Source organism: Clostridium sp. MSJ-8, from assembly GCF_018918325.1.
GTDB lineage: Bacteria > Bacillota > Clostridia > Clostridiales > Clostridiaceae > Clostridium.
This window is the reverse complement of the sequence record NZ_JAHLQH010000016.1, coordinates 1-17,554: the sequence shown is the minus strand read 5'-3', so window position 1 is coordinate 17,554 and position 17,554 is coordinate 1. Positions and strand designations below refer to the sequence as shown.

14 protein-coding genes and 1 CRISPR repeat array are annotated in these 17,554 nt (G+C 29.0%); of the genes, 4 read left to right on the top strand and 10 right to left on the bottom strand.

All coding sequences use genetic code 11. The features are described from left to right. Positions 1-35 precede the first annotated feature (35 nt). The 3 genes from KQI77_RS02800 to KQI77_RS02790 are packed head-to-tail and all read right to left on the bottom strand — an operon-like array spanning position 36 to position 3,081. Positions 36-1,232 (bottom strand): ABC transporter permease, encoded by a 1,197-nt coding sequence (locus tag KQI77_RS02800; protein ID WP_216388147.1) that lies wholly within the window; start codon positions 1,230-1,232, stop codon positions 36-38. A gap of 3 nt (positions 1,233-1,235) precedes the next feature. Continuing rightward, positions 1,236-1,916 carry an ABC transporter ATP-binding protein gene (locus KQI77_RS02795; protein ID WP_216388145.1) on the bottom strand — a complete coding sequence of 227 codons (681 nt, stop codon included), beginning with the start codon at positions 1,914-1,916 and terminating at the stop codon, positions 1,236-1,238. Continuing rightward, entirely contained in the window at positions 1,909-3,081 is a 1,173-nt protein-coding gene (locus tag KQI77_RS02790) for an efflux RND transporter periplasmic adaptor subunit (protein WP_216388143.1), read from the bottom strand. Before KQI77_RS02790 ends, KQI77_RS02795 begins: the two co-directional genes overlap by 8 nt. A 169-nt stretch (positions 3,082-3,250) precedes the next feature. On the opposite strand from KQI77_RS02790, the gene KQI77_RS02785 reads away from it, so the two are divergent. Together KQI77_RS02785 and KQI77_RS02780 are read left to right on the top strand one after the other, a co-directional pair. Then, positions 3,251-3,664 (top strand): hypothetical protein, encoded by a 414-nt coding sequence (locus tag KQI77_RS02785; RefSeq protein WP_216388141.1) that lies wholly within the window; start codon positions 3,251-3,253, stop codon positions 3,662-3,664. A 121-nt stretch (positions 3,665-3,785) separates the two neighbouring features. Then, entirely contained in the window at positions 3,786-4,178 is a 393-nt protein-coding gene (locus KQI77_RS02780) for a bacteriohemerythrin (RefSeq protein WP_216388139.1), read from the top strand. A 70-nt stretch (positions 4,179-4,248) separates the two neighbouring features. Here KQI77_RS02780 and KQI77_RS02775 read toward each other — a convergent pair whose 3' ends face one another. The 6 genes from KQI77_RS02775 to KQI77_RS02750 all read right to left on the bottom strand — a co-directional run bounded on the left by KQI77_RS02775 (position 4,249) and on the right by KQI77_RS02750 (position 11,252). Continuing rightward, positions 4,249-5,574, bottom strand: a complete 1,326-nt coding sequence (locus KQI77_RS02775) for a citrate/2-methylcitrate synthase (RefSeq protein WP_367397270.1) — start codon at positions 5,572-5,574, stop codon at positions 4,249-4,251. A 338-nt stretch (positions 5,575-5,912) separates the two neighbouring features. Next, positions 5,913-6,362 (bottom strand): MarR family winged helix-turn-helix transcriptional regulator, encoded by a 450-nt coding sequence (locus tag KQI77_RS02770; RefSeq protein WP_216388138.1) that lies wholly within the window; start codon positions 6,360-6,362, stop codon positions 5,913-5,915. Between the two features lie 46 nt (positions 6,363-6,408). Next, entirely contained in the window at positions 6,409-7,782 is a 1,374-nt protein-coding gene (locus tag KQI77_RS02765; RefSeq protein ID WP_216388136.1) for an MATE family efflux transporter, read from the bottom strand. A 23-nt stretch (positions 7,783-7,805) separates the two neighbouring features. Further along, a complete protein-coding gene (locus tag KQI77_RS02760) occupies positions 7,806-8,465 on the bottom strand; it encodes a Gfo/Idh/MocA family protein (protein WP_367397269.1) in 660 nt (219 codons plus the stop codon). Positions 8,466-8,600: 135 nt separating this feature from the next. Next, positions 8,601-10,271 carry an alpha-glucosidase gene (locus tag KQI77_RS02755; protein WP_216388261.1) on the bottom strand — a complete coding sequence of 557 codons (1,671 nt, stop codon included), beginning with the start codon at positions 10,269-10,271 and terminating at the stop codon, positions 8,601-8,603. 93 nt (positions 10,272-10,364) lie between these two features. Next, positions 10,365-11,252 carry an AraC family transcriptional regulator gene (locus tag KQI77_RS02750; protein WP_216388134.1) on the bottom strand — a complete coding sequence of 296 codons (888 nt, stop codon included), beginning with the start codon at positions 11,250-11,252 and terminating at the stop codon, positions 10,365-10,367. A 139-nt stretch (positions 11,253-11,391) separates the two neighbouring features. Here KQI77_RS02750 and KQI77_RS02745 point away from each other — a divergent pair, with 139 nt between their 5' ends. Then, the gene (locus KQI77_RS02745) at positions 11,392-12,306 is read left to right on the top strand and encodes an AEC family transporter (protein WP_216388132.1); all 915 of its coding nucleotides are present in this window, start codon (positions 11,392-11,394) and stop codon (positions 12,304-12,306) included. Positions 12,307-12,420: 114 nt separating this feature from the next. On the opposite strand, the gene KQI77_RS02740 is transcribed toward KQI77_RS02745, so the two are convergent. Beyond that, a complete protein-coding gene (locus tag KQI77_RS02740) occupies positions 12,421-14,151 on the bottom strand; it encodes a hypothetical protein (RefSeq protein ID WP_216388130.1) in 1,731 nt (576 codons plus the stop codon). Between the two features lie 253 nt (positions 14,152-14,404). Here KQI77_RS02740 and KQI77_RS02735 point away from each other — a divergent pair, with 253 nt between their 5' ends. Continuing rightward, on the top strand, positions 14,405-14,932 hold the full coding sequence (locus tag KQI77_RS02735; protein WP_216388128.1) for a flavodoxin family protein: 528 nt from the start codon (positions 14,405-14,407) through the stop codon (positions 14,930-14,932). 111 nt (positions 14,933-15,043) lie between these two features. After that, a CRISPR array of direct repeats spans positions 15,044-17,392; the repeat unit is 30 nt; unit sequence ATTTACATTCCAATATGTTTCTACTAATAC. Between the last annotated feature and the right edge of the window lie 162 nt (positions 17,393-17,554).

Here is a 17,554-nt window from a genome sequence, read left to right as displayed (position 1 = left end):
TAACTTAACTTTTTCACTATATATAATTAAAATCTTTATTGATATATCGCCTTTATTGGATCTAACTTCGCTGCATTTTGTGCTGGTACTATACCAAACAATACTCCTACTAATACTGAAACAGATGCTGATTGTATTAGCGTCTTCAATGTTATTACCGCCTTAAATCCATCTATAGGAATTATAAGACCTATTAGTTTCCCAAATATTGCACCAAATATTATTCCTATTATTCCTCCTATTCCAGTAACAATAACTGCTTCTAATAAAAACTGTAACATTATAGAATTAGGTTTAGCACCTATTGCCCTTCTTATTCCTATTTCTCTCTTTCTCTCTGTTACAGAAACATACATTATGTTCATAACACCAACTCCACCTACAAATAAAGCAATTCCAGTTATTGCAGTTACAAAAGTGGTTAATCCACCTATAACATTAGATATCAATTCAACATTTGCGCTTGGATCATATACTTCATATTTACCTTGTAATTGTGGGTGGTTCTTTGCAAGTAATTCAGTAACTTCATCAAATATATCATCAGTATTTCCATACTCAGGATCTATGGTAAAGTTTAATTGATATATACTATCTGCACTTGCAACACTTGCCACATTCTTACTTGAAATAAAGCAAAACATAGAAGTCATATCAAATAAACTATCTGAATCCTTAGTTACTCCTATTACTTCATATATTTCACCATTAAATGTTACACCTTTTCCTATCGCATTCTTTGGATTTTCCATAAGCTTCTCAGCAGCTTTATAGTTTAAAACTATTTGTTTCTTGCTATCATTATTTCCATCAAACCACTTACCATATTTCATATCTGGATTATAATCAGAATATGATGATACATATGTCTCATAAGTTGATCCAAAGAAGTTCAATGTACCATATATCTGATCAGAAGTCCCCATATTAGTTGCTGCTTCAACCTTGGTTATTCCATCTATAGCTTCTACATCCGCTATATCATTGTCATCAAAATATTCTACCATTCCAGAGTCCATCTCAGAATTGTCATTGTTAAAATATACTTGATATACATTAGAGCCAGATTCTTGCATAGAACTAACCATATATTCAGTAAGTCCATCTCCTATAGATTTCATTGCCACTGTAGAGCTTATACCTATTATTATTCCTATCATAGTTAAAAACACTCTTAACTTATGTGCTTTTATACTATATAGTGCTGTTTTTATTAAATTTCCTATAGACATCTTTTATTTCTCCTCTAATATTAAACCATCTTTAATTCTTATTACTCTAGTAGCGTATTTAGTTAGGTCTCCATCATGAGTAACCATAATTATAGTCTTGCCATCCTTATTAAGTTCCTTTAATATTTCCATTATCTGAATCCCTGTCTCACTATCAAGTGCTCCTGTAGGTTCATCTGCAAATATTACATATGGATCACATATAAGTGCTCTAGCAATAGCCACTCTCTGTTGTTGTCCTCCAGATAGCTCTTTTGGATATCTATCTATTTTTTCTTCTAAGCCTACAAGCTTTAAATATTTTCTAACAAGTTTATCTCTTTCCTTCTTCTCTACATCACCTTTGTACAATAGCGGTAGTTCAACATTTTTCCCTATAGTTAAGGAATCTATAAGATGAAACTGTTGAAATATAAATCCCATATATCTATTTCTAAGTTCTGATTTTTTCTCTTCTTTTATATCAGTTACATCTTCACCATTAAATAAATATTTTCCATCACTAAATCTATCAAGAAATCCTAATGAATTCATTAAAGTAGTTTTCCCCGAACCAGATTTACCCATTATCATAACAAATTCACCTTGTTCTATCTCTATATTAATAGACTTTAAAATTTGCATTTTTTCCTTATTTACAACATAATATTTATTTATGTCTATTAAGCTTATTAAACTACTCATCTAATTTCATTCCTTCCTTTGTATTAGATGTAGGGTTAGTAACTATTTTATCTCCATCTTCTAAGCCACTTTCAACTATAGCCTTTCCCTTTTCTGTAGTATTAGTTTTAACTTCTGTCTTAACTAGCTTATTATCTACAACTTTAAATACATATTCTTTGCCATCTTCTTCTATTATTGCTTTTTTAGATATTTCAATATCCTTACTTTTTTCTTTTATAGTAGCTTGTACATGATATCCTGTTAATAAATCTTCTGAAGAATCTACAGAAATAACAACTCTATATGAAGATAACGATGAACTTGCACTACTAGCTGTAGCTTCTGCTCCTAGTTCTGCTGCTGACACTGGTTCTCTTGACACTTCTAGAACTTTTCCTTTTATTGTTTTATCTAAAGCTATTATTAATAATTCTGCCTCTTGATCCTTCTTAACCTTGGCTACATTTTTCTCATTAACAGTTCCTTTAACACAGAAATCACTGCTATCTATCTTCATATATGCAGTTGTATAATCATCCTTAGTTCCAACTATTCTAACTATTCCTTTAACTTCTGCCTTAACTTCAACTTTCTCCTCTGATTGTAGTTTCTGTGTCTTACTATTTAAATCATTTATCGAATCATTTATTGTAGCTACTTGATCATCATATCCTGCAATTTCTTGCTCATATGCTTGAGCTTCACTTTTTGCTTGTTCTAACTCTTGTGCTATCATACCTGTAGCATCATTATTAACTTTAGCTTCAAGATCTCTAATAGTATTCTTCTTATCATTTAATTTATTATTAGCATCAGATTTCTTTGACTCTAATCTAGACTTTTGACTATTATATGTTGTTACTTGACTAGTTAACTCTTCTACTTGACTAGTTACTGTATCATTTCTGTAAGTAAATAATAAATCGCCAGCTTGCACTTCTTGCCCATCTGTAACTGCTACCGAATCAACTACACCCTTTGTATTATCTAAATATATATTAGTGCTATCTACAGCTTTTACTTCACCATTTATATATATTTTATCCGATACATCTATTTTGGTAGTTTTTAATGTTGTTTCAGAACCTGAATTTCCTTTATGTGATACCTTATTTACTGTAACTAAAATAATTGTAGCCACTACAATTATAATTGCTGAAATTATTATGTTTTTCTTCTTCATACTCAAAAACTCCCTATACTTCTATATTTTATATTTGTAATATAACATAAATTAACACATACTGTAAATAAATGAAAACTTAAGATATCCTTAAGTTATTCTTTCCTACCACCATCTCTATTATGTGTTATAATGATGTTGTCTACATTTAAAAAAGGGGGTTGAAAATATGGAAATGAACCAAAATAAATTATCAGGAGCATTAAAAGGAGTATCAATATTCTTGTTAGTGGTAAATGCAATATCACTTCTTGTAACAATTATAGGAATATTCTTCAAAGACGAAATAGAATCAGCTTATAAATCCATGGGATTAGATACCGGACTTATTCCAACTACAACTGATTATATTATCTCTATAGTACTAGGTGCCTTAATTATAGCATCTCTAATTCTTATACTTGCAAAGAATTATATAGGTGTATACGGCTACTATATTATAACTATAATCAACTTAATATATGGAATAGCTGTTACAGGATTCCAAGCAACTTCACTATTATCTCTTGTATTCCCACTAGTTATGTTTTTCTTGATAAGAGATAACAAAGAGGTTTTAGGTTTAAGTAAAAACGAAATTTAATTCATTAATATTATAATTTTCTGTTAACATGTTTTAGTACTCGTTGACTTTGATATTTCCTCATTTTATCATATATTTATTATCTAAATATTATTTTATTTATGAAAGAAGATGAAGTAAAATGTATGAAATGAAGGATGCCTATAAAACTAATATTGACATTGTTGATGAGCAACATAAGCATTTATTTGAAATAACAGACAAAACATATGAATTATTAACTAATGATTTATTAGTTGATAAATATGATAGAATTATGGAACTATTAGATGAATTAAAAGAATATACTCAGCTTCATTTTGCAACTGAGGAAAAATACATGAAAGAAATTAACTATGCTGGTTTAAAAGAACAGCAAATAGCACATGAACAATTTATCAAGAAATTAGATGATTATAATCTTAATACAATTGATGATAATCAAGATGCATCAATTAGAGACTTACTAGAATTTCTAAATTCCTGGTTAGTTAATCATATTATTAATATGGATAAAAAGATAGGAGAAGCTTAAATTTAGGCTTCTCTTATCTTTTACATTATTATTTCTTTTTTCTATTATATATCTTCTTTAATTATATCTCTTAGTTTTTCTCTTCCATAACACTCTTATAAGCAGGTCTAATTATCTTATCTGCACATATAAGTTCTTCTATTCTATGTGCACTCCAACCTACTATTCTAGCTACTGCAAATATCGCTGTATATAATTCTTGTGGAATTCCAAGCATATCATATACAAATCCACTATAAAAATCTACATTAGGACTTACCCCTTTGTATATACGTCTCTTCTCTGCAATTAACTTTGGAGCTAATTCCTCAATAGTATTATATAACTGCATATCTTTTTCACGATGTTTCTCTATGGCTAACTTCTCAACATACTTCTTAAATATTTTTTCTCTAGGATCTGATAAAGAGTAAACAGCATGTCCCATTCCATAAATCAAACCTTTACCATCGAAGGTTTCCCCTGCTAATATCTTACTTAAGTAATTTTCAACTTCTTCCTTATCCTCAATATCTTTAATGTTATTTCTGATATCTTCCATCATCTCCATAACCTTGATATTTGCCCCACCATGCTTTGGTCCTTTAAGGGAAGACATAGCTGCAGCAATAGTTGAATAAGTATCTGAACCTGATGAAGTAACTACTCGTGTTGTAAATGTTGAATTATTTCCTCCACCATGTTCCATGTGTAATATAAGTGCTGTATCTAAAACCTTAGCTTCAACAGGTGTATATTTCTTATCAGGTCTTAATAGCATAAGAAGATTTTCTGCTGTTGATAACTTTGGATCTGGTCTATGAATATACATACTCTCATCATTTTCATAATGATTATAAGAATGGTATCCATATACAGCTAATAATGGAAATAAACTAATAAGTTGTATACATTGACGTAAACTATTACTTATACTATTGTCTTTTATTGTTTCATCATACGATGCAAGAGTAAGAATACTCTTTGTCATACTATTCATAATATCAGAACTAGGTGCCTTCATTATAACATCTCTAGTAAAATTAGTAGGCAATGTTCTACTTTGCCCTATTATATTACTGAATTCTTCAAGTTGATTATCATCAGGTAATTGCCCAATAAGTAATAAATAAGCTATTTTCTCAAATCCAAACTCTGTAGGTCCTAAATCTCTAATTAAATCTTTTACATTATATCCTCTATACCATAACTCTCCATCGCAAGGAACTTTTTGTCCATTTTCATTCTTAAAAGATATAATCTTTGATATATTAGTTAGTCCTGTTAATACTCCATTCCCATTTTTATCTCTTAATCCTAAATTTACTCCATATTCTTCATATAGTTTAGGTGCAATCTTATCGTTTTCTCTACATAATCTCTCTTGTTCATTTGAATAATTTCTTATATCTACCACCAAATCACCCCATTTTATTTTTATAAAACTACTTTTTCGTCATTATTAGCACTTAGCTTTATTGAGTGCTAATATATTTTTAAAAGAATATTCCAATAAATAATTATTGGAATATTCTTTTAAGGGATAAAAAATAGTTTAATTTTAAACTATTTTAACTCTAAAAAAATAGTTTGTCAACAAGTAGAATCTTATACAAATATTAATTATTTCTTACAATTATATACTTCAACACACTTATGGAAAAGACTAGAGGCTTTTATAATACTTATATTATCGCTCCAAGCATACAAAAACTTCTAGTCTCTCTTTCATGAGGTTACATAATAATTATTTCATCATTTTATATTCTTTTCTTCCAATACACCTTTTATATTATTATTTATCTTGCTTGCCACTGATTTTAACACTTGCATTTCTTCATCTGTAATATTCTGAAATACTATCTTATTAATTCTATCATATGCTTCTAATATCCTACTTATAATTCCATCTGCAGTTCTATCAAGAAGTATATGCATACATCGTTTGTCCTTATCATCTTTAACCATCTCAATATATCTTCTATTATGTAGCCTATTAAGTGATTGAGATATATGTCCTTTAGTAAACATCTTAAGATTCTTTATATCTCTTGCTGTATTCTTATCTCCTGCATTAAAGAGATATAACAATATATGCATATCTATTTTGCACAAATCATATTCTTTTTGCAAACAATCTAATTCTTTTTCTAATAATTTTCTAAATTGCATTCCATATAATAATACTTCAAATGAACGTTCCATATACATCTTCGCCTTATAATCAAAAAATTTCCAAGTTATTCTAACACTATTTTGCTTCATTTTCAACAAAATGTACATAGTTTTCTTTATTTCTAATATATGAATTTCTATAAAATGACCAAGCAAGTTGAATACACATAAGACACCATATTATAGGTTCACACCATATTACTCCTGTATATTTAAGAGTTGGAATAAATAATATTACAAATAATATTTTTCCTACAAGTTCTATAACACTAGATACTAATGGTATAAGTTTCTCCCCTAATCCTTGAAGGGAATTTCTAAGATTAAGTAATATTCCTAGTACAGGATAAAATAATGAATTAATAACTAAATACCTTGTCCCTTTGTCTATAACTAACGCCTCTGTTGAACCTGATAATAGCTTTACTAATGCAGGTGCTACTATAACTAGTAATCCAAAAGCTACAAATCCAAATACTATAGATAATATATTAGTATATCTAACTCCCTTTTTTATTCTATCTCTCTTATCTGCACCTTTATTCTGTGATACAAATGTTGCTAAACTAAGTGATAATGCAATACATGGCATGTTAGCAAAACTGCTTATTTTTCTAGCTGTTGTATGAGCTGCTATTGTAAGATATCCCAATCCATTAATAGCACTCTGAAGGATAACAGTACCTGCTGATACCACCATAAGCATAATTCCCATTGATAATCCTTGGGATAATAATTCCTTATATAGTTCCTTATCATAAGTAAAGTCTTTCTTACTAGGTATTAAAATCTTACACTTAGAATAAATATATATAATACATAATAGTGCAGATACACCTTGAGCTATAACTGTAGCTACTGCAGCTCCCCTTATTCCCATATCCATCTTAGTTATAAAAAATATATCTAATACAACATTTAATACTGAAGATATAATTAAAAATATAAGAGGCATAATACTATTTCCAATTGCTCTAAGCACTCCTGCAAATAAATTATACATGAACATAACAGATACAAACATTGTTATCATACTTATATACGAATATGCTTCTTTTATTATATTACTTGGTGTGTTTAGTACTCGAAGTAATGGATACAGACATAAAGCAGATATTATCATTATAATTATAGATATAATAACTCCTATAACTAGAGATCCTGCTACTGATTTTTTCACTAACTTCTCATTACCTGATCCATAACTTCTTGCTACAACTATACTTAATCCATTACCTACACCTTGCGCAAATCCTATAAGTAACTCATAAACAGCAGCACAAGCTCCCATTGCAGCAAGAGAGACATCTCCTAGATAGTTGCCAACTATCATAACATCTATTGTATTATATAGTTGTTGAAATAGGTTAGATATAAATAATGGCACTGCAAATATTATAAGTGACTTTAATATTTTACCTCTTATCAAATCAACATTTGTACTTAACATAATATATTATTCTCCCAATTATTTTATTCTTCTTCTGGATAAGTCATATTCCATGATTTTCTTATATCTGTCATTATTTCCATAACATCTTTAGTATAATCCATATGAATAACTCCATCATCACCTTGTATAGCTTTCTCCATATCTTGTACTTCATACAATAAAGCATCACTAGTATCTCCTGCTGTTATAACCTCTTGATGCCCATCTTCCGTATAAGTAATAGTTGCCTTGCTACCTCTAGGATATTCATACACTTCAATATATCCCTTATCAAATGCTACTGTACCTCTCTTAGGTTGTTTTGCATGCAATGATAATGATACTGTTGCCATCTCTCCTAATGAATTCATAAGTAATATTCCTGCTTGTTCATCTACTCCTGTAGGTGCATACCTAACTTGAGATACTACGTTGTCTGGTTTTTCTGACATAAACCATCTGATGAAAGACAATGCATAAACACCTATATCTAACATAGCACCTCCTGCTAGATTACGATTAAAAAAACGATTTTCCATATTATATTCCTTATAACTACCGAAGTTCATTTGTATCATTCTAAGAGGTCCTAACTTATCACTCCTAACTATCTCATTAAGCTTCTTATATAATGGCATATGAAATATAGTCATAGCTTCTGCCAATATAACATTATTCTCCTTAGCTACTGCCAAGTTCATTTGCAATAACTCCACATCCTAATGTTGCCCAATTCATTATAGTACCTCCTTAATTTTATTCTTAAGTAATGTTATATTAGCTTATTTAATTCTTGTCAAAACATTTATTGGATTATAAGTACGTAGACAGATTTATTATTTTATTTCTATAACCATAACCTCACAAGATGATAATTCTAATCTTCCTTCAATATTGCCAGTTCTATCTTTATTACTTAAAATAACAACTCCATTTACTTCTTCTAGATCTATAGTAATTTTTTCTCTAGAATAATTTGCCACAACAAGTACTTCTTTATTATCTAATCTTCTAGAATAAGAATATATATTATCTAATTCTGTAAATCTAGGAATAAATGTACCATATGTGAATACTTCTGAATAATCAGTAGATTTTCTAAGAGCTATAAGCTTCTGATAGTATCTAAGTACTGATGATTCATCTGATAATTGATCCTCTACATTAATATCCTTGTAGTTTGGATTAACCTTAAGCCATGGCTTACCAGTAGTAAATCCTGCATTACCTTCACTACTCCATTGCATAGGTGTTCTTGCATTGTCTCTACTATGTTTATAACATACATCTAGTGCTTCTGCTTCAGTAAGTCCTACTTCTAGACACACATTATACTGATTAATAGTTTCTATATCATCATAATCAGCTATACTATCCATCTTACAATTTCTCATTCCAATCTCTTGGCCTTGATATATAAAAGGAATTCCTCTAAGCAAAATACTAGTCGTAGCAAGCATCTTAACACCATTATTATTTTGTGCATAACTAGGAAGATAATTGTTAGCGCCTCTAGGTTCATCATGATTCTCTATTATATTAGCTAGAAAACCTATGTCTTCACATTTCTCTTGAGATTCAAACATAGCATCTCTCCACACCTTAAACTCAGGTTTTCTTGCACTGTGCCAACCATCTTCTCCACTAGTTAATACTTCTGCTGTAAAGTCAAACATAGTTGAAAAATGTCCATTATCACCTACAAATTCAGCTAACTCATCATCCTTCATATTAAAGACTTCCCCTACTGTAAATGCATTATATTTATCGAATGTTTCATGTTTAAGTTCTTCTAATTTCTGACCTATGCCTTCTGAATCAGCTATAAAATTAATTATTGATGATAAACCATCTTCTCCATCTACAGGATAATCTGGAAAATCTAAATTCTTCGCTATATTGATGATAGCATCTATTCTAAATCCAGCAACACCTTTTTCTAACCACCAATTAATCATCTTATATATTTCTTGTCTCACTTTTGGATTCTCCCAATTTAAGTCCGGTTGTTCTTTTGCAAATGAATGTAGATAATACTTATTAGTACCCTCTATAGGTTCCCATATACTTCCGCCAAAATAAGAACGTACATTGTTAGGTGCTCTACCATCCTTACCTTCTCTGAAGTAAAAATAATCAGCATATTCGCCTTCTGGATCAGCTAATGCCTTCTGAAACCATTCATGTTTATCAGAACAATGATTCACAACTAAATCCATAACTATATACATATTTCTCTTCTTAGCTTCACTTAATAATTCGTCAAACTCTTCCATAGTACCGAATTCTTCTGCTATCTTATAGTAATCAGATATGTCATAACCTTGATCAATAAAAGGAGACTTATATATAGGCGAAATCCATATTATGTCTATACCTAATTCCTTAAGGTAATCTAATTTATCTATAATACCTCTAATATCACCTATTCCATCCCCATTTGTATCATTAAAACTCTTAGGATATATCTGATATGCAACCTTGTCTTGCCACCACTTCTTTTGTATCATAATGAAAACCTTCTTTCTCTTCATTGATTATACTTACATTATAGATACATAGGTAAAGGTTTACTTATTCAATTATGACAAAAAATTATATTATTTTGACTTTTTTATCTTTCTATATTCAGATGGGCTAACATGTTTATACTCCTTAAATCTCTTAATAAAATACCCAACATTATCAAATCCACATTCCATAGCAATCTCTATTATCTTCTCATTACTCTCTATAAGTAATTCCTTCGCCTTCTCTATTCTAACCTCGCATATATAATCTGTAGGTGTCTTCCCTACTAATCTCTTAAAGTATCTAGAGAAATATTGAGTGTTCATATTCAACAATTCTGACAAATCTTCTATATATATCTTCTCATTATAATGATTATGAATATAAGTCAAAACTCTCTTAATGTTATCTATCTTATAAGTGCTACTCTCACTTATCTCCTGAAAATCACTAAACTTATTATTATCATAAAAAGCTGCAATTATATTATATATATGAGACTTAATCCTGATAAAACTTCCTAACCCCTCATGTTCTAACTCTTCAAGAACTCCGTTATAGCTTCTAAGCAGATCCTGCCAAATAACATCATCCTCGTATATAATAGTAGGCATACTTATCTTCTTCTCTAATAGAGGTCTTATAATCTCATATTGTATTCCATCAAAATACTCAAAACTAAGCATCTTAAGATCAAAAACTATAGCACTCTCTATACAATCTGGTGCTCCCACTATAGAATGAATATCTCCTGAAGAAATAAACATAAATGCAGGCTTATCTATAATATACTTCTCCATGTTAATATGTACTATGAAATTCCCCTGCTGAAAAAAAACTATCTCCATCTCATCATGCCAATGTAAATTAACTACAAACTCTCCACGATCTGACCAATTATAACTAGCTAATGGAAACAACACTGTTCCATGAATAATATCTTCCTTAAGTTGTTCTCTATTATAATCTTTACTCATATAATTATCTCCAAGCATCAAAAATTTATTCCTAGAAATTATAACATATTTCATATATAGTTACACTTATCATATACTCCCTTTCGTGCTATAATACTATATTGATTGTATAAAAAAACTAAATAGGGGGCTTTTAATTATGAAGTTTTTTCTAAACATGATAAATCTTCAACTCATGTTGTTTACTCTTATGCTAGTAGGTATTATATTAAAGAAAAAAGGTCTTATAGATAATAAAACCAAGAAAACTTTATCAGACCTACTTATAAACTTTATTCTTCCTTGTAATATAATACACTCATTTCTAGAGAAGATAGAGATGACTGCTTCGTTCTGGAAGAATTGTATATATGCGATAATAATATCACTTATAGTTCAGATATTTGCTACATATATAAGTAAGTTATTATTTATAAAATATCCTAAAGAAAAAAAGAGCGTTATGTCTTATGGTATAATATGTTCTAACTCTAGCTTCGTAGGACTACCTGTTGCTGAAGCATTATATGGTAGTATGGGAGTATTATATACTTCTATAGCTCAAATACCTCTACGTTTCACTATGTGGACTGCTGGGCTTGCCTTATTTACTAATGTTAGCAAAAAAGATGCATTTAAGAAGTTAGCAGTACACCCATGTATAGTATCCATATTTATAGGATTTTTACTTATGGTATTACCTATTGAATTACCAGTATTTCTTAATAATTCAATAACAAGTGTAAGTAAATGTACAATACCTATGTCTATGATAGTAATTGGATCAATATTAGCTGATGCAGACATAAAATCACTATTTTCAAAACCTATATTATATTATACATTTTTGAGACTTGTAGCTTTTCCATTATTAACCCTTGGAGTTTTAAGTTTATTTAACTTAGATAAATTACTAGTATCAATTATTGTCCTTATGTGTGGACTACCTGCTGGAAGTACTACTTCTATTCTTGCTGAAAAATATGATTGTGATTCACTATTTGCTTCTCAAATAGTATTTGTTTCAACATTATTTTCAATGGTAACCATACCTCTATTGACACTTCTTATATAATATAAAAACAGAGTGCTTATTTAAAACATAGATAGCACTCTGTTTTATACTTATTATCTTACTGAATACATAATAACCTCATCTGTTGTTATAATTACCAATATCTATATTATGCTATTCTGTTATTTCCGTCATATTAATCTTGTACCATTTGTTTGTATCTGCCCTATGATAACATAAATCATTATTTTCGTTAACTTGAAGTACATTTTTATTCTCTATAGATTCCCCTATTACAGGTATTTTACCGCCATTTTCATCAAGAACATAATCACCATTATCATTCATTTGATATTGCATAGGCATATTGGTTATAAGTGGTTGCGGTTTCATAATAGTTGGAGTATTAAATATAGATACCTTTGGATTCACATATATACCTGTTTCTTTACCTATACTAACTTCATCTACAAATCCACATGAATCAGCACCTAAATGAGTCCAACCAAATGACATATGACCCTTTCCTGTAGTTATCCAGCTCTGTAATGCTATAACTGGTAAACTATCTATTCTATCATCTAAAATCAGTGTTCCTCTATAACTCTTGTCATTAGCAAATAACTGAACAATATGACCACCTTTTCCGTTATCATAACTATTCCAAGTATTAGTCAATCCAGCCTTTGCAACAAACATACCATTTTTTGCATAAATAGAGCTATTAAATACAAAAGGAACTGGTGCTACTAACTTGTCAACCTTTACAGTTGACCAATCATTCCACACAGCACTTGCCTTATTAGGATAGTTATTAAAAATACTCTCTTCTGTCTCAGCATCAAATATTCTAATATCATTATTATATACACTTATGCTATTATCATTACCTAATAATGCAACCTTAACCGTATTCTTATTATAATAATATATATAAGCAAATATAATGCACTTGTATGATATGGATTTATACTCTACTATCTTTGTAGCTTTTTGATATATATCATATATAATTGCATAAGTTGTTTGATCACTTAAGTTAATAGAATCAGTATCTCCACTATAGCATATTCTTTTATCTACATTATTAATATAAGCTAATGCCCCTCTTAAAGCTTTTAGTGTAGCTATTCCATCTTTAATTTTAACCTTAAATACCTGTGCTTCTCTAATTCTAGCAACACAATTTCTTACATTCTCCATTCCTATTTGTTCTGAATAATTTTCTTCTGTTAAACGTAACCATTTTAAGTATTTATATTCCTGATTAGAAACTACAAATAAATCGCTTCTACATATGTCTGAATAACCAATAAATCTAACATAGTATACATTCTCAAAATTCACTTTATAACACAAATCTACTACACTTGCATCTCCATTACCAAAGTTAATAACTGTAGTTCTATCATTATCATAGCCTACCCATAACAAATCTTCCTTCCACTTATTCACATATAAATTAGGATGAATGTCTCCATTCTCATCTTTTATCTTAATAAAATTAGTTACATAAGAACCTTTATTATCTATTAATTCTCCTGTTGTAATATCTATTGTCTTATCATTTTCAATTGTTTCAACATAATTCTCATATTCACCTTGAATCTTGGAAGGAACAACTGCATTATCTTGTATTTTAGAAGTAGTTACACTATTGTCTTCTATAATCCTATCATTTATTTGTTCGTTAATAAGTTTAATCACCTCATCTTTTGTAAGTCCTTCACTAAGAGCATTGAAAACTTCATCAATAACTGTATTTAATGTTTCTGAATTTATAGGTGTACCTTCTTCATAAACTTCCCCTTCATACCTATCTAATTCAACTATATCTTCTCCTAATTCATTAATCTTCCATCTATTAGCATACTCAACCTTCCTATCAGAAAATCTAAAACTCATCTCTTTTCCCCCTTATAAAAAGTTTCTTCTCCATCATTCTATCTCTTATAATAAGATTACAATATATGTAATTCTACTACTCTTGTGCTTTTTCCTCTTTTTTCTAATATTTTAATACATTAATATTTACACCTATTTATTAACCAACAATATAGCCACTCTATTTATATATATTTTTATTAATATGTTATAATATTTTAATGTGTAAATTGATTTAATTATAAAATATCTTAATAAAATGGAGGGGAAAACTTTGAATATAGTTATATTAAATGGAAGTCCACGAAAAAATGGTAATACAGAAATTATGGCTGAAACATTTAAAAAAGGTGCATTAAAAAATAATCATACAGTGACCATTTTAAATATTGCCAACAAGAATATAAAAGGATGTCAAGCATGTAGATATTGTTATTCGCACTCTGGTGAATGCATAATAAATGATGATATGAAAGATATAATGGAAAACTTAAAAAAAGCTGATATGGTAGTATTTGCTTCACCAATATATTGGTTCGATATAACAGCTCAGTTAAAAACAGTTATAGATAGATTATATGCTTGTGGAAGTATAGGTTTTAACTTTAACAAAACAGCACTATTATTAGATGCTGGTGCAGATAATGTATTCGATGCTGCTATTGCTCAATACAAAGCAATGACTTCTTATTTAAAATGGAACAATGTAGGTATAATTACTGTACCTAATATGTTAGAGAAAGGTTGTATAAATAATTCTCCTAAACTTGCTGAAATTGAAAAGCTAGGAGAAAGTGTGTAAGCATCTACTATTGTGGGTGCTTTTTTCACCTTTTATTGTCTTTTAAGTATTATGCAAAATTAATTAAATATCTAAAACCTTAATTAATTATTATAAGATAACATAGTTTATATTTACATTCCAATATGTTCCTATTAATACATTTAATAGTAATAAGGAAATATGGGATAACATAGTATTTACATTCCAATATGTTTCTACTAATACAAGTTCATATCCCCAATTTCTATGACAATATGTCCCATTTACATTCCAATATGTTTCTACTAATACTATCTGTCACCTAACATATTATTCAGCCGCAACTTCATTTACATTCCAATATGTTTCTACTAATACGTTTGAATAATGATATCCCTACCATCTATGACGCAGATTTACATTCCAATATGTTTCTACTAATACAATGTCTGTTCTTAACAGTAAAATTTGATTTTCCTTATTTACATTCCAATATGTTTCTACTAATACCATCATATGCCGTAAATCTAATCTGTTTTCGATAATTTACATTCCAATATGTTTCTACTAATACTGATAAATTACAAGTTAAAATAGGATCTATTTATCCATTTACATTCCAATATGTTTCTACTAATACCTATTTGCTTGTACATAGTTTACTACGTCGCTTTCATATTTACATTCCAATATGTTTCTACTAATACTGTTTTATCCAATTCTTCTTTAACTTTTATACAATCTATTTACATTCCAATATGTTTCTACTAATACGGATTATAGCTTAGAGAAGATTTATCTAGCAGAGCTATTTACATTCCAATATGTTTCTACTAATACAGTGCTAGTTTGTGCTATATATATAATATAACACAAAATTTACATTCCAATATGTTTCTACTAATACTGTCATAATTTGGCTCATTTCTAAATTATTTTGTGGAATTTACATTCCAATATGTTTCTACTAATACCCAAAAGTCAATAAGATAATTTTTGATGAGTTCATATATTTACATTCCAATATGTTTCTACTAATACTTTCACAACCACAATATCCAACACATTTATTTATATAATTTACATTCCAATATGTTTCTACTAATACAGTAGATGGAAGCTATATAATCCTCTATGATTTCTATTTACATTCCAATATGTTTCTACTAATACCGAAAACACAAATGAAAAAAGATAATTTATATGTTAATTTACATTCCAATATGTTTCTACTAATACTTAACTCTAAAGCTTTTTTGTGACTTTCATCTTCATTATTTACATTCCAATATGTTTCTACTAATACTTTGGTTAATGCTCTTGAATCTCGCCGAATTCGTCAATTTACATTCCAATATGTTTCTACTAATACCATCTTTTCGTTCATCAGATGCAAAAGCAAATTCACAATTTACATTCCAATATGTTTCTACTAATACGGGGGAAGGGGGAAACCCCCTCCTGATTATTCTAAATTTACATTCCAATATGTTTCTACTAATACGTTTTGTGAACAAGTATATTTTAACAATAAAAAGGATTTACATTCCAATATGTTTCTACTAATACCTTTATACCCAATTCTTCACAAACGGCAGTATTCCAAATTTACATTCCAATATGTTTCTACTAATACTGCATTTAAGTATAGTAAGTTAGTGCTTGCATCATTAAATTTACATTCCAATATGTTTCTACTAATACAAATTCCCATATTTCTGCCTCTGTCCAATCTATAATATTTACATTCCAATATGTTTCTACTAATACAATCTATTTCAATCTTAGAATTTTTTCCACCAAGCAAATTTACATTCCAATATGTTTCTACTAATACAGATACAAACAAGCCTTATCAAGATTTCTAATCTGAATTTACATTCCAATATGTTTCTACTAATACTAACTTATCGCCTACAGCAACCTTATAATCGCCTATATTTACATTCCAATATGTTTCTACTAATACAATCTATTTCAATCTTAGAATTTTTTCCACCAAGCAAATTTACATTCCAATATGTTTCTACTAATACCTACAACTACTCCTATAGCTGCTGCAATTAATACCGCATTTACATTCCAATATGTTTCTACTAATACCATGTTTCATCAAATTAGTATCCGAAAAATAATAATCATTTACATTCCAATATGTTTCTACTAATACCTTCAACAAAATCGTAAGCAACAGCTTGCTTAGCATTTACATTCCAATATGTTTCTACTAATACTAAAACAAGAGATAAAAGTGAGTGGATTGTTGCACCATTTACATTCCAATATGTTTCTACTAATACATGGAGGTGTGATATAGACAATGGAAAAAAACTTAGGATTTACATTCCAATATGTTTCTACTAATACTACATTCGGTGAGTTAATTAATAAGAAAGAATTTAATTTACATTCCAATATGTTTCTACTAATACCAACTTCATATAATCCATAACTGATTGGAATAGCAAGATTTACATTCCAATATGTTTCTACTAATACAGATGCTATTGATGTTGCAAATGAACTTGGATATACATTTACACGTTGAATGCAAAACTAACTTCCGTTTTAGCTAAATTATTGTGTTTGCAAGGGTAAAGTCAGTTTTTTAGATTGTTTTTATAGCTAAAATATTTGAAATAAGTTATAATTTTTATAAGA